General features: G+C 70.9%; 14 protein-coding genes. All 14 read left to right on the top strand.

The genetic code is table 11. The annotated features are described in order from the left end of the window. Positions 1 to 62: 62 nt before the first annotated feature. The 14 genes from HC362_RS34570 to HC362_RS34505 all read left to right on the top strand — a co-directional run bounded on the left by HC362_RS34570 (position 63) and on the right by HC362_RS34505 (position 14,931). Complete coding sequence (locus HC362_RS34570) at positions 63 to 467, top strand: hypothetical protein (RefSeq protein WP_243088273.1); 405 nt, start codon at positions 63 to 65, stop codon at positions 465 to 467. Then, the gene (locus HC362_RS34565) at positions 464 to 3,049 is read left to right on the top strand and encodes an ATP/GTP-binding protein (RefSeq protein WP_243088272.1); all 2,586 of its coding nucleotides are present in this window, start codon (positions 464 to 466) and stop codon (positions 3,047 to 3,049) included. Before HC362_RS34570 ends, HC362_RS34565 begins: the two co-directional genes overlap by 4 nt. A 341-nt stretch (positions 3,050 to 3,390) precedes the next feature. Continuing rightward, positions 3,391 to 3,954: a hypothetical protein gene (locus tag HC362_RS34560; protein ID WP_243088271.1), complete on the top strand. Its 564-nt coding sequence runs from the start codon at positions 3,391 to 3,393 to the stop codon at positions 3,952 to 3,954. Between the two features lie 236 nt (positions 3,955 to 4,190). Further along, positions 4,191 to 4,817, top strand: a complete 627-nt coding sequence (locus HC362_RS34555; RefSeq protein WP_243088270.1) for an ATP/GTP-binding protein — start codon at positions 4,191 to 4,193, stop codon at positions 4,815 to 4,817. Between the two features lie 47 nt (positions 4,818 to 4,864). After that, entirely contained in the window at positions 4,865 to 5,584 is a 720-nt protein-coding gene (locus HC362_RS34550) for an SAF domain-containing protein (RefSeq protein WP_243088269.1), read from the top strand. Further along, complete coding sequence (locus HC362_RS34545; RefSeq protein WP_243088268.1) at positions 5,581 to 6,429, top strand: hypothetical protein; 849 nt, start codon at positions 5,581 to 5,583, stop codon at positions 6,427 to 6,429. The genes HC362_RS34550 and HC362_RS34545 overlap by 4 nt, the downstream gene beginning before the upstream one ends. A gap of 163 nt (positions 6,430 to 6,592) precedes the next feature. Beyond that, positions 6,593 to 7,993 carry a CpaF/VirB11 family protein gene (locus tag HC362_RS34540; RefSeq protein WP_243088267.1) on the top strand — a complete coding sequence of 467 codons (1,401 nt, stop codon included), beginning with the start codon at positions 6,593 to 6,595 and terminating at the stop codon, positions 7,991 to 7,993. Beyond that, positions 7,993 to 8,943, top strand: a complete 951-nt coding sequence (locus tag HC362_RS35010; RefSeq protein ID WP_279240169.1) for a hypothetical protein — start codon at positions 7,993 to 7,995, stop codon at positions 8,941 to 8,943. The genes HC362_RS34540 and HC362_RS35010 overlap by 1 nt, the downstream gene beginning before the upstream one ends. Beyond that, entirely contained in the window at positions 8,940 to 9,827 is an 888-nt protein-coding gene (locus HC362_RS34530; protein WP_243088266.1) for a type II secretion system F family protein, read from the top strand. Before HC362_RS35010 ends, HC362_RS34530 begins: the two co-directional genes overlap by 4 nt. A 25-nt stretch (positions 9,828 to 9,852) precedes the next feature. Beyond that, positions 9,853 to 10,080: a hypothetical protein gene (locus HC362_RS34525; RefSeq protein ID WP_243088265.1), complete on the top strand. Its 228-nt coding sequence runs from the start codon at positions 9,853 to 9,855 to the stop codon at positions 10,078 to 10,080. Between the two features lie 74 nt (positions 10,081 to 10,154). Next, positions 10,155 to 10,517 (top strand): pilus assembly protein, encoded by a 363-nt coding sequence (locus HC362_RS34520; RefSeq protein WP_243088264.1) that lies wholly within the window; start codon positions 10,155 to 10,157, stop codon positions 10,515 to 10,517. Beyond that, positions 10,514 to 10,975, top strand: a complete 462-nt coding sequence (locus HC362_RS34515) for a TadE/TadG family type IV pilus assembly protein (protein ID WP_243088263.1) — start codon at positions 10,514 to 10,516, stop codon at positions 10,973 to 10,975. Before HC362_RS34520 ends, HC362_RS34515 begins: the two co-directional genes overlap by 4 nt. After that, complete coding sequence (locus tag HC362_RS34510; RefSeq protein WP_243088936.1) at positions 10,975 to 11,442, top strand: hypothetical protein; 468 nt, start codon at positions 10,975 to 10,977, stop codon at positions 11,440 to 11,442. Before HC362_RS34515 ends, HC362_RS34510 begins: the two co-directional genes overlap by 1 nt. 48 nt (positions 11,443 to 11,490) lie before the next feature. Continuing rightward, on the top strand, positions 11,491 to 14,931 hold the full coding sequence (locus HC362_RS34505) for a LysM peptidoglycan-binding domain-containing protein (RefSeq protein WP_243088262.1): 3,441 nt from the start codon (positions 11,491 to 11,493) through the stop codon (positions 14,929 to 14,931). The last annotated feature ends 21 nt before the right edge of the window (positions 14,932 to 14,952 follow it).

Here is a 14,952-nt window from a genome sequence, read left to right as displayed (position 1 = left end):
TGCCCGCGACATCGTCGACACAGCCGCCGCACCGTACAGGCGCGCGCCACCAGCCCGCCCCGATGCCCAAGCCGTCCAGGCCGACCGACGCATCCGGGCGTGGTTCCAGAGCGGGCAGTGCGCTGCCCATTGCAGGCGAAGGCCCCGGCGCCGATGCGGCGATTCAGCGGGTGCTGGAGACGTCGTGGCCTGCCGACCTCCCGCCGGGCACTGCCCGCCGCGCGGTGGCGAAGGCATGGAAGCTGTGGCGTGCCGACGTGACCGGCACCGGGGATGCAGCGGCGCACTCCCGCTACACCCGCGTGCGCAAGCAGGCCGCGATCGCCCGCCGCGCCGACGGCGGCCGCGTTCAGGTGCATCTGGTGTGGGCCGGGGCGGGGCCGGACGGCAAGCAGCGCGAGGGCCGCACGGTGCGCATCCTGCTGGATCTGCGCCGGCCCGATGAGTGGAAGGTGGTGGGCTCGTGATTGAGCTGCTGGGTGACCTGGTCAGGGGCATCGTCGCGTCGGTGGCCTGCGGAGCTGCCCATCCGGTGCTGCTCACCGGCAGCGTGCTGGTGGTGTTTGTCGTCGCTGAGGCGGTGACGGTGCGGCTGGCCCGTGCGGCAAGCCGCCGGCGGGTGCGGTTGCGGATGGTCCCTTCCAAGACCTTCGATCCCGATACCGAACATCTGTGGCGTTCTACGGTGCAGCTGGCCTCTGCTGCCTCATCCGGGCCGTGGTGGGCGCCGCGGCGCTCCCGGACGCTGCGTGCCTGCCTACGTGCAGACGCCGACGGCGGTGCGGCGCTCGACTACTTCGTGGAGGCACCGGCTGCGGCGCGGCACCTGTTGAGCTCCACACCGCTGGAGGGGGTGCGGATCGAGCCTGTCGGGCCGCGACCGCAGCGTAAGGAGCTGCCGCATGTGGTGCGGGCCGAGTTCACGCTGCGCGGCCCACAGGTGGCCCGGCTGCGCGAGGTGCCGCTGGTGCCCGACCCGTTGCAGCCGCTGGTCGACGCTGTCGCCACGCTGCGCACCGAGTTGGGAGAGAGCGCGGAGGTGTGTGTAGACATACAGCAGGTACCGCCCTGGCAGCTGCGGCTGCGGCGCTGGCAGCGGCTGGCCGATGCCCGCGCCTACGCGCAGCGACAGGCAGAACGCGACGCCCGCAAGTCAGCCCTGGCCTCCTTGTCGGAGGACTCCTTCCGCATCGAGATCGCCGACATGGTGAGCGGGCGGCAGGGCCAGCCCTTGCGGCGGCTGGCCCTGCCGCCCAAGTCCCAGTCGATCGAGCGGGAGCGCACGCTAGGGAAACTGGCCGAGAGCGCCGGGCTGTTGCGGGTGCAGATCCTGGCACGGTGTACCGCCACGCGTCCGGAGCGGGCCGCCCAGCGGATACGGCACATCGCTTCGGCGCTGCAGATCTTCGCCGGGGACGTGCGTCTGTCCCAGCGGGGGCGGCAGCTGGGGCCCTGGCGGCTGGATGCCAACCGCAAGGTGCTGCGCAGGGCGTTCGACCGGCGCTGGCGTACCGGGCAGGTGTCGGGCGCACAGGCCTCGTGGGTGCACGCGTCGGAGATCGCCGGACTGCTCAAGCCGCCGACGCGCCACTGCCGGATGCCACTGCGTCAGCAGGATCTGCCCGTCTATACGCCGGGTACGCCGGGGCTGATGCCGCACGGCTGGCATCGGGGAGCCGACGGTAAGGAGCGGCTGATCGCCACTCGGCTGGAGGAGACGCTGGTCTCGGTGCGGTCCGGGAAGACCGCCTACGGCAAGACGACGCAGGCCATCACGCAGATGATCGCGCTGGCCCACGACGGCGGCGGCAACGGAGGGCTGTTCATCGACCCGCATGGAGACGCGATGCGGGACGCCGCCGCGTTCCTGGCGCACCCCCACATCGCCGAGCGGCTGCTGTACCTGGACCTGACCGGGAGCGGCAGCACGCCGCGGATCGGGGCGTGGAACGCGCTGGGCGTCGAGCACGGCCAGCGTCCCGAACAGGTGGTGCACGCGGTCGTGGACGCCTTCGCGGACATGCTCGGATGGACTGACACCACGCACCCGCGGGCGCTGACCGTGCTGACGAAAGCCGCCGAGGCTCTCGTGCAGCTGAACGTGGCGCTGATTGGCCGGAACCGACCCGATGCGCAGGCGACGCTGTTCCAGATCGAGCCACTGCTGACTGATGCCGTCTTCCGGCAGGCCGTCTTGGACACTGCGGCCCTTCCAGAGGAGTCGGCGCGCTGGTGGCGGAGCACCTTCCCCACCATCCCCCCGGACGCCTACCCCACGGTGCTCAACCCCATCGAGCGGCTGGGCCGGCGCAGCACGATCCGGGCGTTCCTGGGGCAGCCCACCTCCAGCTACCACCTGCGGGACGCGATGGACACCGGAAAGCTGGTGTGGATCTGTCCGTCAGCGACCGGCCCGACCGACCGGCTGCTGCTGTCCTTGCTGTTCAACGACCTCTACCGCACCGGCCTCTCCCGGCGGGACATCCCGCCCCAGCAGCGGCGCGCCTTCCACGTGTTCGTCGACGAGCTGCTGTCGATCGACGGTGCCGTCGAGCTGCTGGCCCCGGTCAGTGAGCAGCTGCGGAAGTTCGGAGTGCGGCTGCACGGGATGACCCAGCTGCTGCAGCGGATCAGCAGCACCACCCGGTACTCGCTACTGCAGAACGCTTCGGTGATCTCCTCCACCGCGGCATCCCACGACGCCGCCCTGCTCGTGGCTCGCGAGTGGAACGGGACGGTGGATCCGGCAGAGCTGACGACACTGGACCGCTACGAGCACCTCATCTCACTCACCTACCAGGGCAAGACCGTAGGCCCGCTGCGTATCCGCGGCCCACAGCCCGGGGAGGTGTTCGCCTCCCTGGCCCGGCCGGACGACGTGGGCCGCCTACGGCAGCAGGCCGACACCAACCTGGCAGCCAGGCCGGTCGTCTCGGTCCTGGACATGGTGGGCCGCCACACCACCACCATCGCAGGAGCTTTGCGACAGACCCCTTCCACGCAGTGCAGAAAGGACGAGGGAGGCGCCGTCGAACCGGAGCTGACCTGACCAAGCGAGCCGTCATCACAGTCTGTGGGGCAATACCACTGCTGGCAGTTGAGTCGAAGCCACCGTGCCGACGCGACGTACAGGATCAGGGCGACAAGCATGCGTGGACAGGGTCCTGAGTGGCCGCTGGGTGAGCTGGTGCACCGACAATGCTTAGCGTAACTTTCTGACCACTGAGAGAGATGATTGATTACGACAGGACATGCCCGCAGCACCCAGTGAGGATCGCCGGTCGGCACCCACAAGCCAGTGGAAGCGGGCATGTATCAGGGGAGGCCAAAATGACTCACCGTCATCCAGAACACGACTCGCGAAGGCTCCGCAGTGCGAGCGCCATAGCAGTGGTACTGACTCTGTTCGCCCTGCCAGCCTGCTCCGCGAGCGAGTCCGGTGCAGACCGCTCGTCCCCCAAGGAGCCCGCTCCGCTCAGCTCTTCCTCAACGGCCTCCCACTCGACGTCCGGCGGTGCCACCAGCAAGGACGAGGCGGCCAAGGACAAGGCTCTGGCCGCATACGACAAGTTCTGGGCCGCCCAGGTGGCGGCCTTCCGGAAGGGGTCGATGAGAGGCACAGGCGTCGAGAAGTACGCCACCGCTGATGCGCTGGCGTTCGTCCACAACGGGGTGACCCGGATGCAGAAGGCCGGCACGCGCAGCACCGGAGCGCCCAAGCATGAGGCCAAGGTCTCCACGTACACACCGAAGAAGCCGGGTAAGGCCGCTACTGCCACGATCAGCGACTGCCTCAGCACTGCCTCGTGGAAGACCGTCGAGAAGGACACGGGCAAGCCGGTACCCCGGCCGTCGAACGTACCGAGCAGCTACCTGGTCACCACAAAGGCCGAGGACTGGGGGAAGCGGGGCTGGAGAATGCTGCACGTTTCACCCTCATCACGAGAATGCTGAGGCAACCGCAACTGCTGGCTGCCAGTGCCGCGGCCATGGCGGTCACCTTTGCCTTGCCTGACAGCTCTCCCGCCAAGTCTCCCGCCATGCCTGAATGTGTGGCGTCCAATCCCTACGACTACGCCGTGTGCAGGCACGTGAACGGCAGCAAGGGCTCGGGGCACGAGTCGTCGAGTCACGGCGGCCGGGCCAGGCCCGGTCGGCCGGCCAAGCCTGCGCCGTGCCAGGTGAAGAAGATGGAGCAGCCGCCTGCCGACAGTGGCCTGTGGGAGGGGAAAGACCCGAAGAAGGGCAAGTTCTACTGGCGCGTCTGCGACAAAGTCAGCGACGCAGAGAAATACGCAGGCATGTTCTTCGCGGAGCACCCGCCCAAGGTCACGGCCGACCCCGCACAAGTCGCGCAGTCCGCCATCGATGAGATGACACTGCTGGGCCCGAAGATCATCAGTCCGAAGGCGGGCGGCACCTACACCGTGGGAGTGCCGCTGTGGCTGCGGGCCGGCTCGGGACCGACGCGGTGGGGGCCCAACTCCGCTTCCGCCACGGCGGGCGGGGTGACGGTGACGGCCACCGCCAAGGTCTCGAAGGTCGTCTGGCGCATGGGTGACGGGCGCAGCGTCACCTGCACCAGCCGAGGCGCCGTCTACAAGCGGTCCATGGGGCTGAAGGAGTCGCCGGACTGCGGTCACACCTACCGCGTCTCCTCCGCGAACAAGCCCAGGAAGCGCTTCACCGTCACCGCCACCTCGACCTGGAGCATCCAATGGCAGGTCAAGGGGGGCGGCGGCAGCGGCACAGACGTGGAGACCCGCACCTCGCGAGTGTCCATCCCGGTGGGCGAAGGCCAGGTCGTCGGCCAGTGACAGAAGACCGTACGCGCAGGTGTGAGGGACAGAAGGGGAACAGTACGTTGAGCGAGACGACGGCCACGCCGCAGCAAGCGCCCGGCATCCCGGCCCAGACGCCCGGCCAGGGCCCCGGGGTGACCGTGCCGCGGGCCTACAAGGCCCGGCGGCGCAGCCCGTGGTTGGCCACCGTGTTGATAGCGCTGATCGCCGGGTGCGGTCTGGGGTTCGCCCTCCTGCTGAACTCGGCGGGTGACCGCCAGCAGGTGGTGACCATCGCGCGGGAGGTCCAGGCCGGAGAGAAGATCACCCCCGGTGATCTGGCAACGGCTCAGGTCGCGGTCGACGGCGGCCTGAAGAGCATCCGGGCCGACGAGCAGGACTCTGTGGTGGGGCGGCGTGCCGCGGTCGGCCTCAAGCCCGGTTCGCTGCTGTCCCGCTCCCAGGTCACCCGGACCGCTCTCGTGCGCCAGGGCGAGCAAGTGGTGCCGATCGGGCTCAAGCCGGGCCTGGTGCACGCCTCCGGCCTTGCTCCGGGGCAGCGGGTCGAGGTGGTGAAGGTGGCGAAGGACGGCGAAGCCGAGCTGGCACCGGGCAAGGAGAAGGAGGCTCCGGCCCAAGAGAGCGTCCCGGCGCGGGTCATCAAGGTCGGAGACGCCGAAGAGGGAAGCGGCACGCGCGTGGTCGACGTCGCCGTGCTCAAAGAGGACGGCCCCAAGGTGCTCTCCTGGTCGGCCACCGAGAGGGCCGCCCTGGCGCTGGATGTCCCGGACGGTGGGCAATGACGGTGGTCGCCCTCGCCGGCTGCCCTGGATCCCCGGGCGCCACCACGACCATGCTCGCCCTCCAGGCCGCATGGCCGCTTCCGGAGGGCCGCACGCTGATCGCTGCCGAGTGCGACCCGGAGGGCGGCAGTGTGCTGACCGGCGCCCTGCAGGGACGCCTGGGGACCGGCCTGGGGCTGGGCAACCTCACGCTGCCCGGACGCCGCGGCGCCAAGGAACTGCATGAGGCGTTCTGGAGCGAGTTGGTCTTCATTGAGGACGACAAGCAGGCCCAGCAGCGTACCGGCCGGACCGTGCTGCCCGGGTTCGCGAACCCGCTGGTGGAGTCGCCCGGTTTCGCTCCGGTATGGGGGCTGCTGGCCGAGGAGTTCGCCGGGATCGAGTCGCATCGGCACGATGTGCTGGTGGACCTGGGCCGCTCGGGGGCATTCGGCCCCTCGGGCGTGCTGGCCAGGCGGGCGGATGCAGTGATCCTGGTGGCGCGCACCACGCTGCCCTCGCTGCATGCCGCCGCGGTGAGGCTGGAGGGGCTGCGCGAGCACATCCGGCACCTGGGTCTGGTGCTGATCGAGGAGGAGCACCGGGCTGCCTACGCGCTTGCTGAGCTGCGTAAACAGCGCGACCTTCAAGTGCCGTTGGTGGCGACGCTGCCGTATGCGCCCAAGCAGGCGCGGGTCTACTCCCACGGCGCGACGCCGGAGCGGCGCTTCGAGCGCAGCCGGCTGATGCTGGCGGCCCGCACTCTGGCCGAGGCCCTGGTGCGGCAGATCGCCGAACGCCGGGCAGCGCACAGCCGCCGTCTGCAGCAGGTCACCGGCCAGGGGGAGGTGTCGTATGCGGGGTAGGCCAGCAGATCCGCATGTGACGCTGCGTCATCCGCGGCCACCCGTTCCGCCCCCTCCGGCCACCGCTCCCGCCCCGACTCCAAGTTCTGCTCCGGCCCCCGCCCCGGCGCCGCAGCAGCCGGCGGACGGCCGCGCGCCAGAGGGGCCCGAATATCCGCTTGCGGTGGGCGGGCGGCAGATGCCGCAGGCGCTGGTGTCCGAGGCGGACGCGCAGTTCATCAAGCAGCGTGTCAGCCAGCGCCTGGCCGAGGAGCGCAAGACCAACCCGGGCATGACGCGCGCGGACCGCGAGCAGCGCTGTCTGGGCTGGATCAACGACGAAGTGGCCACGTGGTACGGCAGGGAGGCCGCCAAGCGGGGGGCGCCGCCCAGCGGGGAGGAGGAGACCGCGCTCGCCCGCTACGTGTTCGACCTGCTCTTTCGGGCAGGCCGTCTTCAGCCGCTGCTGGATGACACGCGGTTCGAGAACATCCACATCAACCGCTACGACCAGGTGTGGGGCGACCTGGGCAACGGTGAGCTGGTGAGGCTGCCGCCGGTGGCTTCCTCGGATGCGGCGCTGCGCGAGATGCTGCAGGAGCTGGCCCGCAACACCAGCCACGGCCAGCAGGAGAAGACCTTCTCCCCGGAGGCCAAGCCGGAGCTGGCTCTGCGCCTGGATGACGGCTCCCGCGTCCAGGCGTTCACCGGCGTGACGCCCTACACCTGCGTCAATATCCGCAAGCACCGGCACCGCGATGTCACGCTGGACGACCTGGTCGAGCTGGGCACGCTCGATACGTCGCTGCGGGACTTTCTGCGGGCGGCCATCCACGCGGAGAAGAACCTGATGATCTCCGGGAAGGCCGGCAGCGGGAAGACGACGCTGCTGCGTGCGCTGATGCGGGAGTACGACCCGGATGAGCGGATCGCCACGCTGGAGACCGAGTACGAACTGTTCGCCCACGAGAACGAGCACGCACGGCAGATCGTCGCCCTGGAGGGGCGGGAGGCGACCGGGGAGAGCACGGCGGACGGGCGGGCCGCCGGCCAGTACACGCTGCAGGACCTGATCGCTCCCTCGCTGCGGATGGGGACGCAGCGCACCGTGGTCGGCGAGGTGCGCGGCGCGGAGATCATCGCGATGATGCAGGCGCTCACCAGCGGCGAGGGTGGCAGTCTGTCGACCATTCACTGCCGCAGCGCCTACGGCGTCTTCGACCGGATCGCCGAGCTGTATGCGCTGGCGCGGGAGAACCTCTCGGAGAAGCTGGCCTACCGGCAGATCCGTAACGGCCTCGACTTCATTGTCCATGTCGAGTTGATCAACGAGCGGCGCAGTGGTGGCGGACGGCACCGGTTCGTCTCTCATGTGCTGGAGATCACCGGTGGGGAGAACCAGGACGGCAAGCCCGCCACCAACACCGTCTTCGGGCCACGCCCGGAGGCGGGTGAGGTGCGGGCTGTGCCGCTGGTGGCACCGGCCTGCCTCCTGGATCTGCTGCGGGCGGGCATGCCCGAGGGCGCGCTGGACCGTGCGACGTGGTCCAGGCCGCTGCCGTTGAAGTGGGGTGGTGCGCGGTGATGCTGTGGGGTCTGGTCCTCGGCCTGGGCATGGGCGCGGGTGCGGTCGGGCTGGTGTGGGCGCTGGTGGGCGTCAGCGGACCGGTCGCGCCGGGCTGGTGGCGGCGGTTGCGCTCGGGCCGGGAGGGCGCGGCCGCGCGCAGCGCGCGGGCCCGCACCCGGATGCGGCTGGCCGCCGCCGCGGCGGTGTTCGTCGGTTTGTGGCTGGTCACCGGGGTGTTCGTGCTGGCTGTGGTGGGCGGCGCTGCCGTCGCCGGGGTGCCGTGGCTGCTGGCCCCGGTCAGACAGGCGGCTGTGCGGATCGACCAGCTGGAGGCGCTGGCGGAGTGGACGCAGCGGCTGAGCAATGCGCTGCGCGTGGGCAAGGGGCTGCTGCAGGCGATGAAGGACTCCCCTACCGGCTGCCCGGCAGCGATCTCGGGGCCGGTGGAGGACCTGGCGGAGCGGCTGGAGGTGCGGGTGGCGCCGGAGACGGCGCTGCGGGCCTTCGCCGACGACGTCGACGATGTGACCGGCGACCGGGTGGCCGCTGCGCTGATCCTCGCGGTCACCTCCGCGGGCCGGGGGCGGGGTCTGGCGGACTCGCTGGAGCTGTACGCGGCGGCGGTGCGCGCCGAGGTGGCGAAGCGCCAGGCGATCGAGGCGGAGCGGAAGAAGTGGCGTACGACGTTGAAGATCCTGGTCGTCATCATGCTGGGCGTGGTGGGAATCGGGCTGCTCATCCCCTCCTACACGGCCCCCTACGCCACGCTGCTGGGCCAGGCGGTGCTGGGGGTCGTCGCGCTGCTGTTGTTCGCGACTTTGGTGTGGGTGCGGCAGTTGTCGGCGCCGCCATCTGCTCCCCGTTTCCTGATCGCTGATCCCCGCAGCGCGGTGGCACTGCCCTCGGCGTCAGACGAGAACCAGGACGACGCCGGGCAGGTAGCGGCGGCCGGGGAGGTGCGGCTGTGAATACCAGTGCGCTGCTGCTGGGCTGCGGCATGGGCGCCGGACTGGCACTGCTGGTGCGGGCGCTGGTGCCCGCCCGGCCCGGGCTGGGTGAGGTGCTGCGCGCTTCCGGTCCCCGGGCGAGCAGCACGGGGGGCTCGGGTGCGGTCGACCGGGATGAGGTGTGGGGCCAGTGGGTGCTGCGGCATCTGTCGGGTCTGCCCGGGCTGACGCTGCCCTTCCGTGATCTGGAGCTGCTGGGCAGTTCCCCGGCGAGGCTGGTACTGAAGAAGGCGGCCTTGGCAGGGATCGGTTTCGCGTGGCCGTGGATCTTTCTGCTGCCGCCGATGCTGGTCGGGCTGCCGTTGCCGTTCGCGGTGCCGGGCATCGTCGGTCTGGTCACGGCCGCGCTCGGCTGGTGGGTGCCGGATCTGGAGGTGCGGGCGAAGGCCAAGCGGGCGCGGCGGGAGTTCGCCTACGCCATGGCCGCCTACCTGGACCTGATTGCGCTTCAGCGGGGCGCCGACAGCGGTCCGACCGAGGCGCTGGCCCGCACGGCGAAGGTCGCCGACGGGTGGGCGTTCCGGCGGGTGGATGAGGCGCTGATGCGGGCCCAGGTGGAAAAGGTGCCGCCGTGGCAGGCGCTGCGGGAGCTCACCCGCGAGCTGGGCCTGCCCGCGCTGGACGATGTCGCCGACATCATGCGCCAGTCCAGTCATGACGGGGCGGCCGTTGCCGACACGCTGCGCAAGCGCGCGGCCAGCCTGAGCACCCATCTACTGGAGGAGCAGGCGGCGGAAGCGAACGCGGACAGCGAGAAGATGACGGCGCCGATCTCCATCGTGGCCGTGCTGCTGATGTTCCTGATGGGTTTCCCTGCCGTCCTGCGGATCCTGGCCATTGGCTAACTGTCTACTGAGGAGGAGTTGCATCATGCTCGACCGCTGCGCAGTTGCGCTGACGCTGCTGTCCGCCACCGTGCGGGACCGGTGGGAGACGGCGCGCGCGGAGATGAAGGCCCGTGCGGACGCTGGGGAGATCGCGGTTTCCACGGTCATCATCTGGTTCGCGGCCATCGGGGGCGCCATCGCCATCGCCGGAACCATCACCGCGGTCCTGCTGAAGGCCAACGGCAAGCTGGACTCGGTCTTCGACGAGTGAGAGGGAAAAGGGAAAACGGTGTCGGCCGCCGGGCGTGGAGAAAGGAGCTGCGCTCGGACCGGGGGGATGTGGTGGTGACCACCGCGGTGGTGCTGCCGCTGATTCTGGTGCTGACCTGGATCGGCTTGCAGGCCATCACCTGGCATTTCGCTGCCGAGGCCGCGTTGACCGCGGCTCGTAAGGGGGCACAGCAGGGATCCGAGTACCAGGGCTCGGCCGCGGCCGGGAAGCGGAAGGCCAGGCGGTTCGCCGAGCGGCTGGCCGGCGGCAATCTGCGCGCGGTGACCGTCTCGAGCGCGGGCAGTACGCCGCAGCGGGTGCGGATCGAGGTGAGCGGCCTGGCACCCTCCCTCCTGCCCGGGAAGGACGGATGGCGCATCACCCAGTCGGCCACGGCACCGGTGGAACGGTGGACGAAGCCGGGAGAAGAGCAGTGAGCTTCATCAGGCTCCGGATCCGCGCCGTGCGGGGTGACGTGGGCGAGCGGGGAAGCGCGGCGGTGGAAGCGGCGCTGTTGACCCCGGCGTTGGTGATGCTGCTCTCCCTCGCGCTGGCCGCCGGGCTGCTGGTCCGGGCGGGCAACGAGGTGGACGCGGCAGCCAAGGCCGCCGCCCGTGCCGCGTCGATCTCCCGCAGTCCCGCCGCCGCCCAGCGGGCCGCGTACGCCGCCGCGCGCGATTCCCTCTCCGGCCAGATCGCCTGCGCATCGACCCAGATACGCGCGGACACCTCGGCGCTGAACGTACCGGTGGGGCAGGTTTCGAAGGTCACCGTCACGGTGCGCTGCACCGTGGACTACAGCGATCTGCTGATGCCGGGAGTGCCCGGCAGCAAGACGCTGACCAGTTCCTTCTCCAGCACGGTCGACCGCTTCCGGCAAAGGACGGTGTCGTGATGCCGACGGCACGCACGCAGGTCCGTTGCGTTGCCGGCCGCCTGGCCGACGCAGAACAGGGCCTGGACCGGGGCGGGATCTCGGTGTTCGTGGCGGTGGTCACCGCCGCGATGCTGGCCCTGCTCGGCGTGTTGGTCGTAGACGGCGGCGGTACCATGCGCGCGGCTTCCAACGCCGAGGCCCTCGCCCGGGAGGCAGCACGGGCAGGTGGGCAGGCGATCGACGGTGGTGCCGCCGTCGAGGGCGATGCCTGGCGTGTGAAGCCGCACGACGCGACGGCCGCCGCGCAGGCCTACCTGCGCTCGACGGGCACGCGCGGCACGGTGACGGTCTCTGCGGACGGGAAGACCATTCACGTCGTTGTGCGTGACACCTACTCCTTCCGCTTCATGCCGGGCTCGCGGACGGTGACCGGCGTGGGAGAAGCCGTCCTCCTGCACGGCGTCGACGAGCCGGACACCCCGTAGGCCGGCCGACCCGGCCACGGCCGCTGATGAATGAGAAAGGGTCCCTCTGTGAGCAAGCGCCGCCCCGCCACGGTCATCTCCCCACCGGCCCAGCGCTCCGGCGCGGCCGTGGCCCGGGGGGTGGCCAGCGTCCTGCTGCTGGCCGTTCTTCTGGTAGGCCTGCCCGTTCTGCTGGGCTGGGCCACTCCGCAGGTGTGGGAGACGGGCCGGGGTGATGTGGCGCATCTGCTGGACCGGCCGGACAGCGGTGGGGCCTTCATGCTGCTGCTGTTGGCCGTCGGCTGGGTCGCCTGGGCCCACTTCGCCGGCTCGGTGCTCGTGGAGGCCGTCTCCCAACTGCGCGGCCGTGCCGCAGAACGGCGCTGGGTGCTGGGCCCGAGTCAGCGGCTGGCCTCCCTGCTGGTCGGCTCCGTGCTGGTGCTTCTTCCCACCAGCAGCGCGATGGCCACACCGGCCACCGCCACCACCATCTCCGCCTCCCTCCACCACGGTCAGGACGCACCCTCTCCCGAGCACAGCGCCGACGGGCAGCCGGACTCGGCCGCCCAGGAGACCGGGCACAGCGCGCGAACGTACACCGTGCGCGAGTCCCGGCCCGCCGAGACGCTCGGCAGTATCGCCGAGAGGCAGCTGGGGTCGTTCGAAGCCTGGCACACGATCGCCGAGCTCAACGAGGGCCGCGTCATGGCCGACGGACGCGTCTTCGACGCACGGTTTCTGCAGCCCGGCTGGACGCTGATGCTCCCCGAGGCCCCCGAAGGGCGGTCGTCGGAGAGCCAGTCGGGAATGCGGCCGGCCGCCGCGTCCGAGCCGGAGCCCGCGACAGCTGACCGCTCCTACACCGTGCGCGCCGGCGACAACCTGTCCACAATCGCCGAGCACGTGTATGGCGACCCGGGCGAGTATCCGCAGATCGTGCAGGCGAACCCCGGCAAGCTGCCCGACCCCGACCTGATCTATCCAGGACAGAAACTGACCCTCCCGCACGCGGGCAAGCCGAAGCAGTCCTCCCCAGACCGCGGGGACCGGCCCACGCCTCACGACGGCACGGGGACAGGCGAGCGCAACAGCGCCCCGAGGCGGCCGGATCATGCCGAGGGCAGCCACGACGCCGCCAAAGGCCGCGTTGACACTCAGCGGAAGGAGAAGCCGGGCCACGACGCGACGCGCTCACCCTCTGCCGAGCCATCCCCCGACGACGGCGACAGCGGCAGCCACGACCAGCATGGCAAGGACGCCCCGGGTGTGAAGGAGAAGGACGCTCATCCTGCCCCCGCCCCCACGGGGCGGGGGCAGGATGACTCCCGTCCGCAGCCCTCCGCCCCACCGGCGCATACCCTCGAGAGCCCGGACGCGGCCGTCACCGCTCCCCGTGCTCTGGGCACGAGCGCGCTGCTGGCCGCAGGGCTGTGTGGTGCGCTCGGCGCCAAACGTATCCTCCAGCAGCGGCGCCGGCACCCGGGCGAGACGATCGCCGTCGCCGATCCCAGCGTGACCGAACAGCGCCTGACTGCCGCTGCCGAACCCGGCAGTGTGGAACGTCTCGACGCCGCCCTGCGAGCGCTGGGCCGCAACCATGCCGCCGCTCAGAAGGAACTGCCGACGCTGCGAGCGGCTCGGGTGACCGCGCGCAGCGTCCAGATCCTCCTCGACGACGCCAGCGAGCTCGACGCTGAAGCGATGGCGCCGTTCGTGGCGGTCAAGGAAGGGTGGTGGGAGGCCGGTCCAGACACCGCTGTACCGGCCGAAGAGCTGGAGCGCGTCCCCGCTCCCTACCCCGGGCTGGTCGCCATCGGCAGCGGCCCCGAGGGCGAGCATCTCCTACTGAACCTGCCGCACGCCCAGGTGCTGCTGCTCGACGGCCCGCCGGAGCGCGTGCGAGAGGTGGCCCGCGCCGTGGCACTGGATGCGGCCACCTGCGCCTGGAGCGACCACACCGAGGTCCTGACCGTCGGACTTGGGGAAGAGATGCCCGCGCTGCTGCCCAAAGGCCGGGTGCGCGCCGTGCCCGACGTGGCGGCCGCCACCCGGGACCTGGGCGAAGTACTCCTCGAAGCCCACCAGCAGGCCGCCCAGGACGGCGCCGAAGCGCCGCTGCCGTGGCTGCTGGTGTGTGCGGCAGAAGCCGACCCCGACCAGGCCTGGGCCCTGGCCGATGCGCTCTCGGCAGCCCGGGGAACGCCGATCGCCCTGGTGCTGCCCGCCGACCAACTGACCGCCGTTTTCCCCCAGGCCGAGCGCCTGGACGCCGCCCAGGACGAAGTCCAGCCCTGCGCCATGGCCGGGTACCCCCTGCGCCTGGGCCGCGTCACCGACCAGGAATACGACGAGCTCGTCACCGGGCTGCGGATCGCCGACCAGCCCGCACATCCGGCCCAGGCCGAGTGGCAGCACGTCCCAACCGCCGATCCACATCACCCCGACACCGGCCCGGGCCACACGCCCATCGCCGCACTAGGTCAGCCCTCACCCGGACCGGCAGTCACCGCCCAGGCGAACGGAACGAACGCCACCGGCCGCGAGGATGATGCACGCGAGGCCTCACCCTTCCCCGCGCTGCTGGCCGCGGTGAAAGACGGCAGGCGCCTCCCCGCAGACCCCCAGCCGCACGCTGCAGGAACGGACACCGCCTCCGCGGAAGAACCGCTGCGCGAAGTCCCGGAGCCGCGCGACGCCGCCAACACGCCAGCCGAGCCGGCTGTCACGGCCGACGAGCAAAGCGACGGCGCCGAAGAAGACCCGCACGCTCCGCGGATCAATGTGCTGGGCCCCGTTGAGGTGAGCGGTGTGGCAGCCTCCGGCCACGGCTACAAGATCGCCGCGCTGGCTGCGTTGCTGTACCTGCGCCCGGGCCGCAGCGCCGCAGAGCTGTGCGAAGCCATGGACCCGGACAAGCCCTGGAGCAAGGCCACCTTGCAGTCCCGGGTCAGCGAACTGCGGGCCCGGCTGCGCACCGCCCCGGACGGCACCCCGTACCTGCCGCGGGACCGTCAGCGTCTGTACCGCTTCTCGCCCCAGGTGCGCTGCGACTGGAGCGAGTTCCAGCGCCTGGCACGCCGCGGCCTGGCAGCCGGGGCTCCGGCGGGGCTGCCGGATCTTGAGGCAGCGCTGGCGCTGGTCCGCGGCCGCCCCCTCTCCGGAGCCTCCGGTGCCGACTTGCCGTGGGCCACTCCCCTGATTCAGGAGATGCTCTCGCGGATCATCGACGTCGCCCACACCATCGCCACCTGGCACCGCACAAGCCCTCGCCCCGACCTGGACGCAGCCCGGCACGCCATCACCACGGCGCTCACCGTCGACGACACGGCCGATGTCCTCTACCAGGACTGGATGCGCATCGAAGCCGCCGCAGGCAACCGCGCCGGCGTCTACCAGGCCATCGAGCAGATCACCGCAGTCTGCCGCCGCCTGGACGTGGAGCTGCTCCCCCAGACCGAAGCAGTCATCGAAGACGTCCTCAACACCCCCACCCGCACCGCGTCCGCGTAACGACGCCCTCCCCCGCCCAGC

The organism is Streptomyces sp. 891-h (assembly GCF_022760275.1).
Lineage (GTDB): Bacteria > Actinomycetota > Actinomycetes > Streptomycetales > Streptomycetaceae > Streptomyces > Streptomyces spirodelae.
This window is presented reverse-complemented; position numbering and strand designations above follow the sequence as displayed.

Coding starts and splice junctions, on each gene's coding strand:
- HC362_RS35010 (WP_279240169.1), top strand. CDS start 7,993: ATGCTGTGGGGTCTGGTCCTCGGCCTGGGCATGGGCGCGGGTGCGGTC.
- HC362_RS34555 (WP_243088270.1), top strand. CDS start 4,191: ATGGAGCAGCCGCCTGCCGACAGTGGCCTGTGGGAGGGGAAAGACCCG.
- HC362_RS34545 (WP_243088268.1), top strand. CDS start 5,581: ATGACGGTGGTCGCCCTCGCCGGCTGCCCTGGATCCCCGGGCGCCACC.
- HC362_RS34570 (WP_243088273.1), top strand. CDS start 63: ATGCCCAAGCCGTCCAGGCCGACCGACGCATCCGGGCGTGGTTCCAGA.
- HC362_RS34525 (WP_243088265.1), top strand. CDS start 9,853: ATGCTCGACCGCTGCGCAGTTGCGCTGACGCTGCTGTCCGCCACCGTG.
- HC362_RS34510 (WP_243088936.1), top strand. CDS start 10,975: ATGCCGACGGCACGCACGCAGGTCCGTTGCGTTGCCGGCCGCCTGGCC.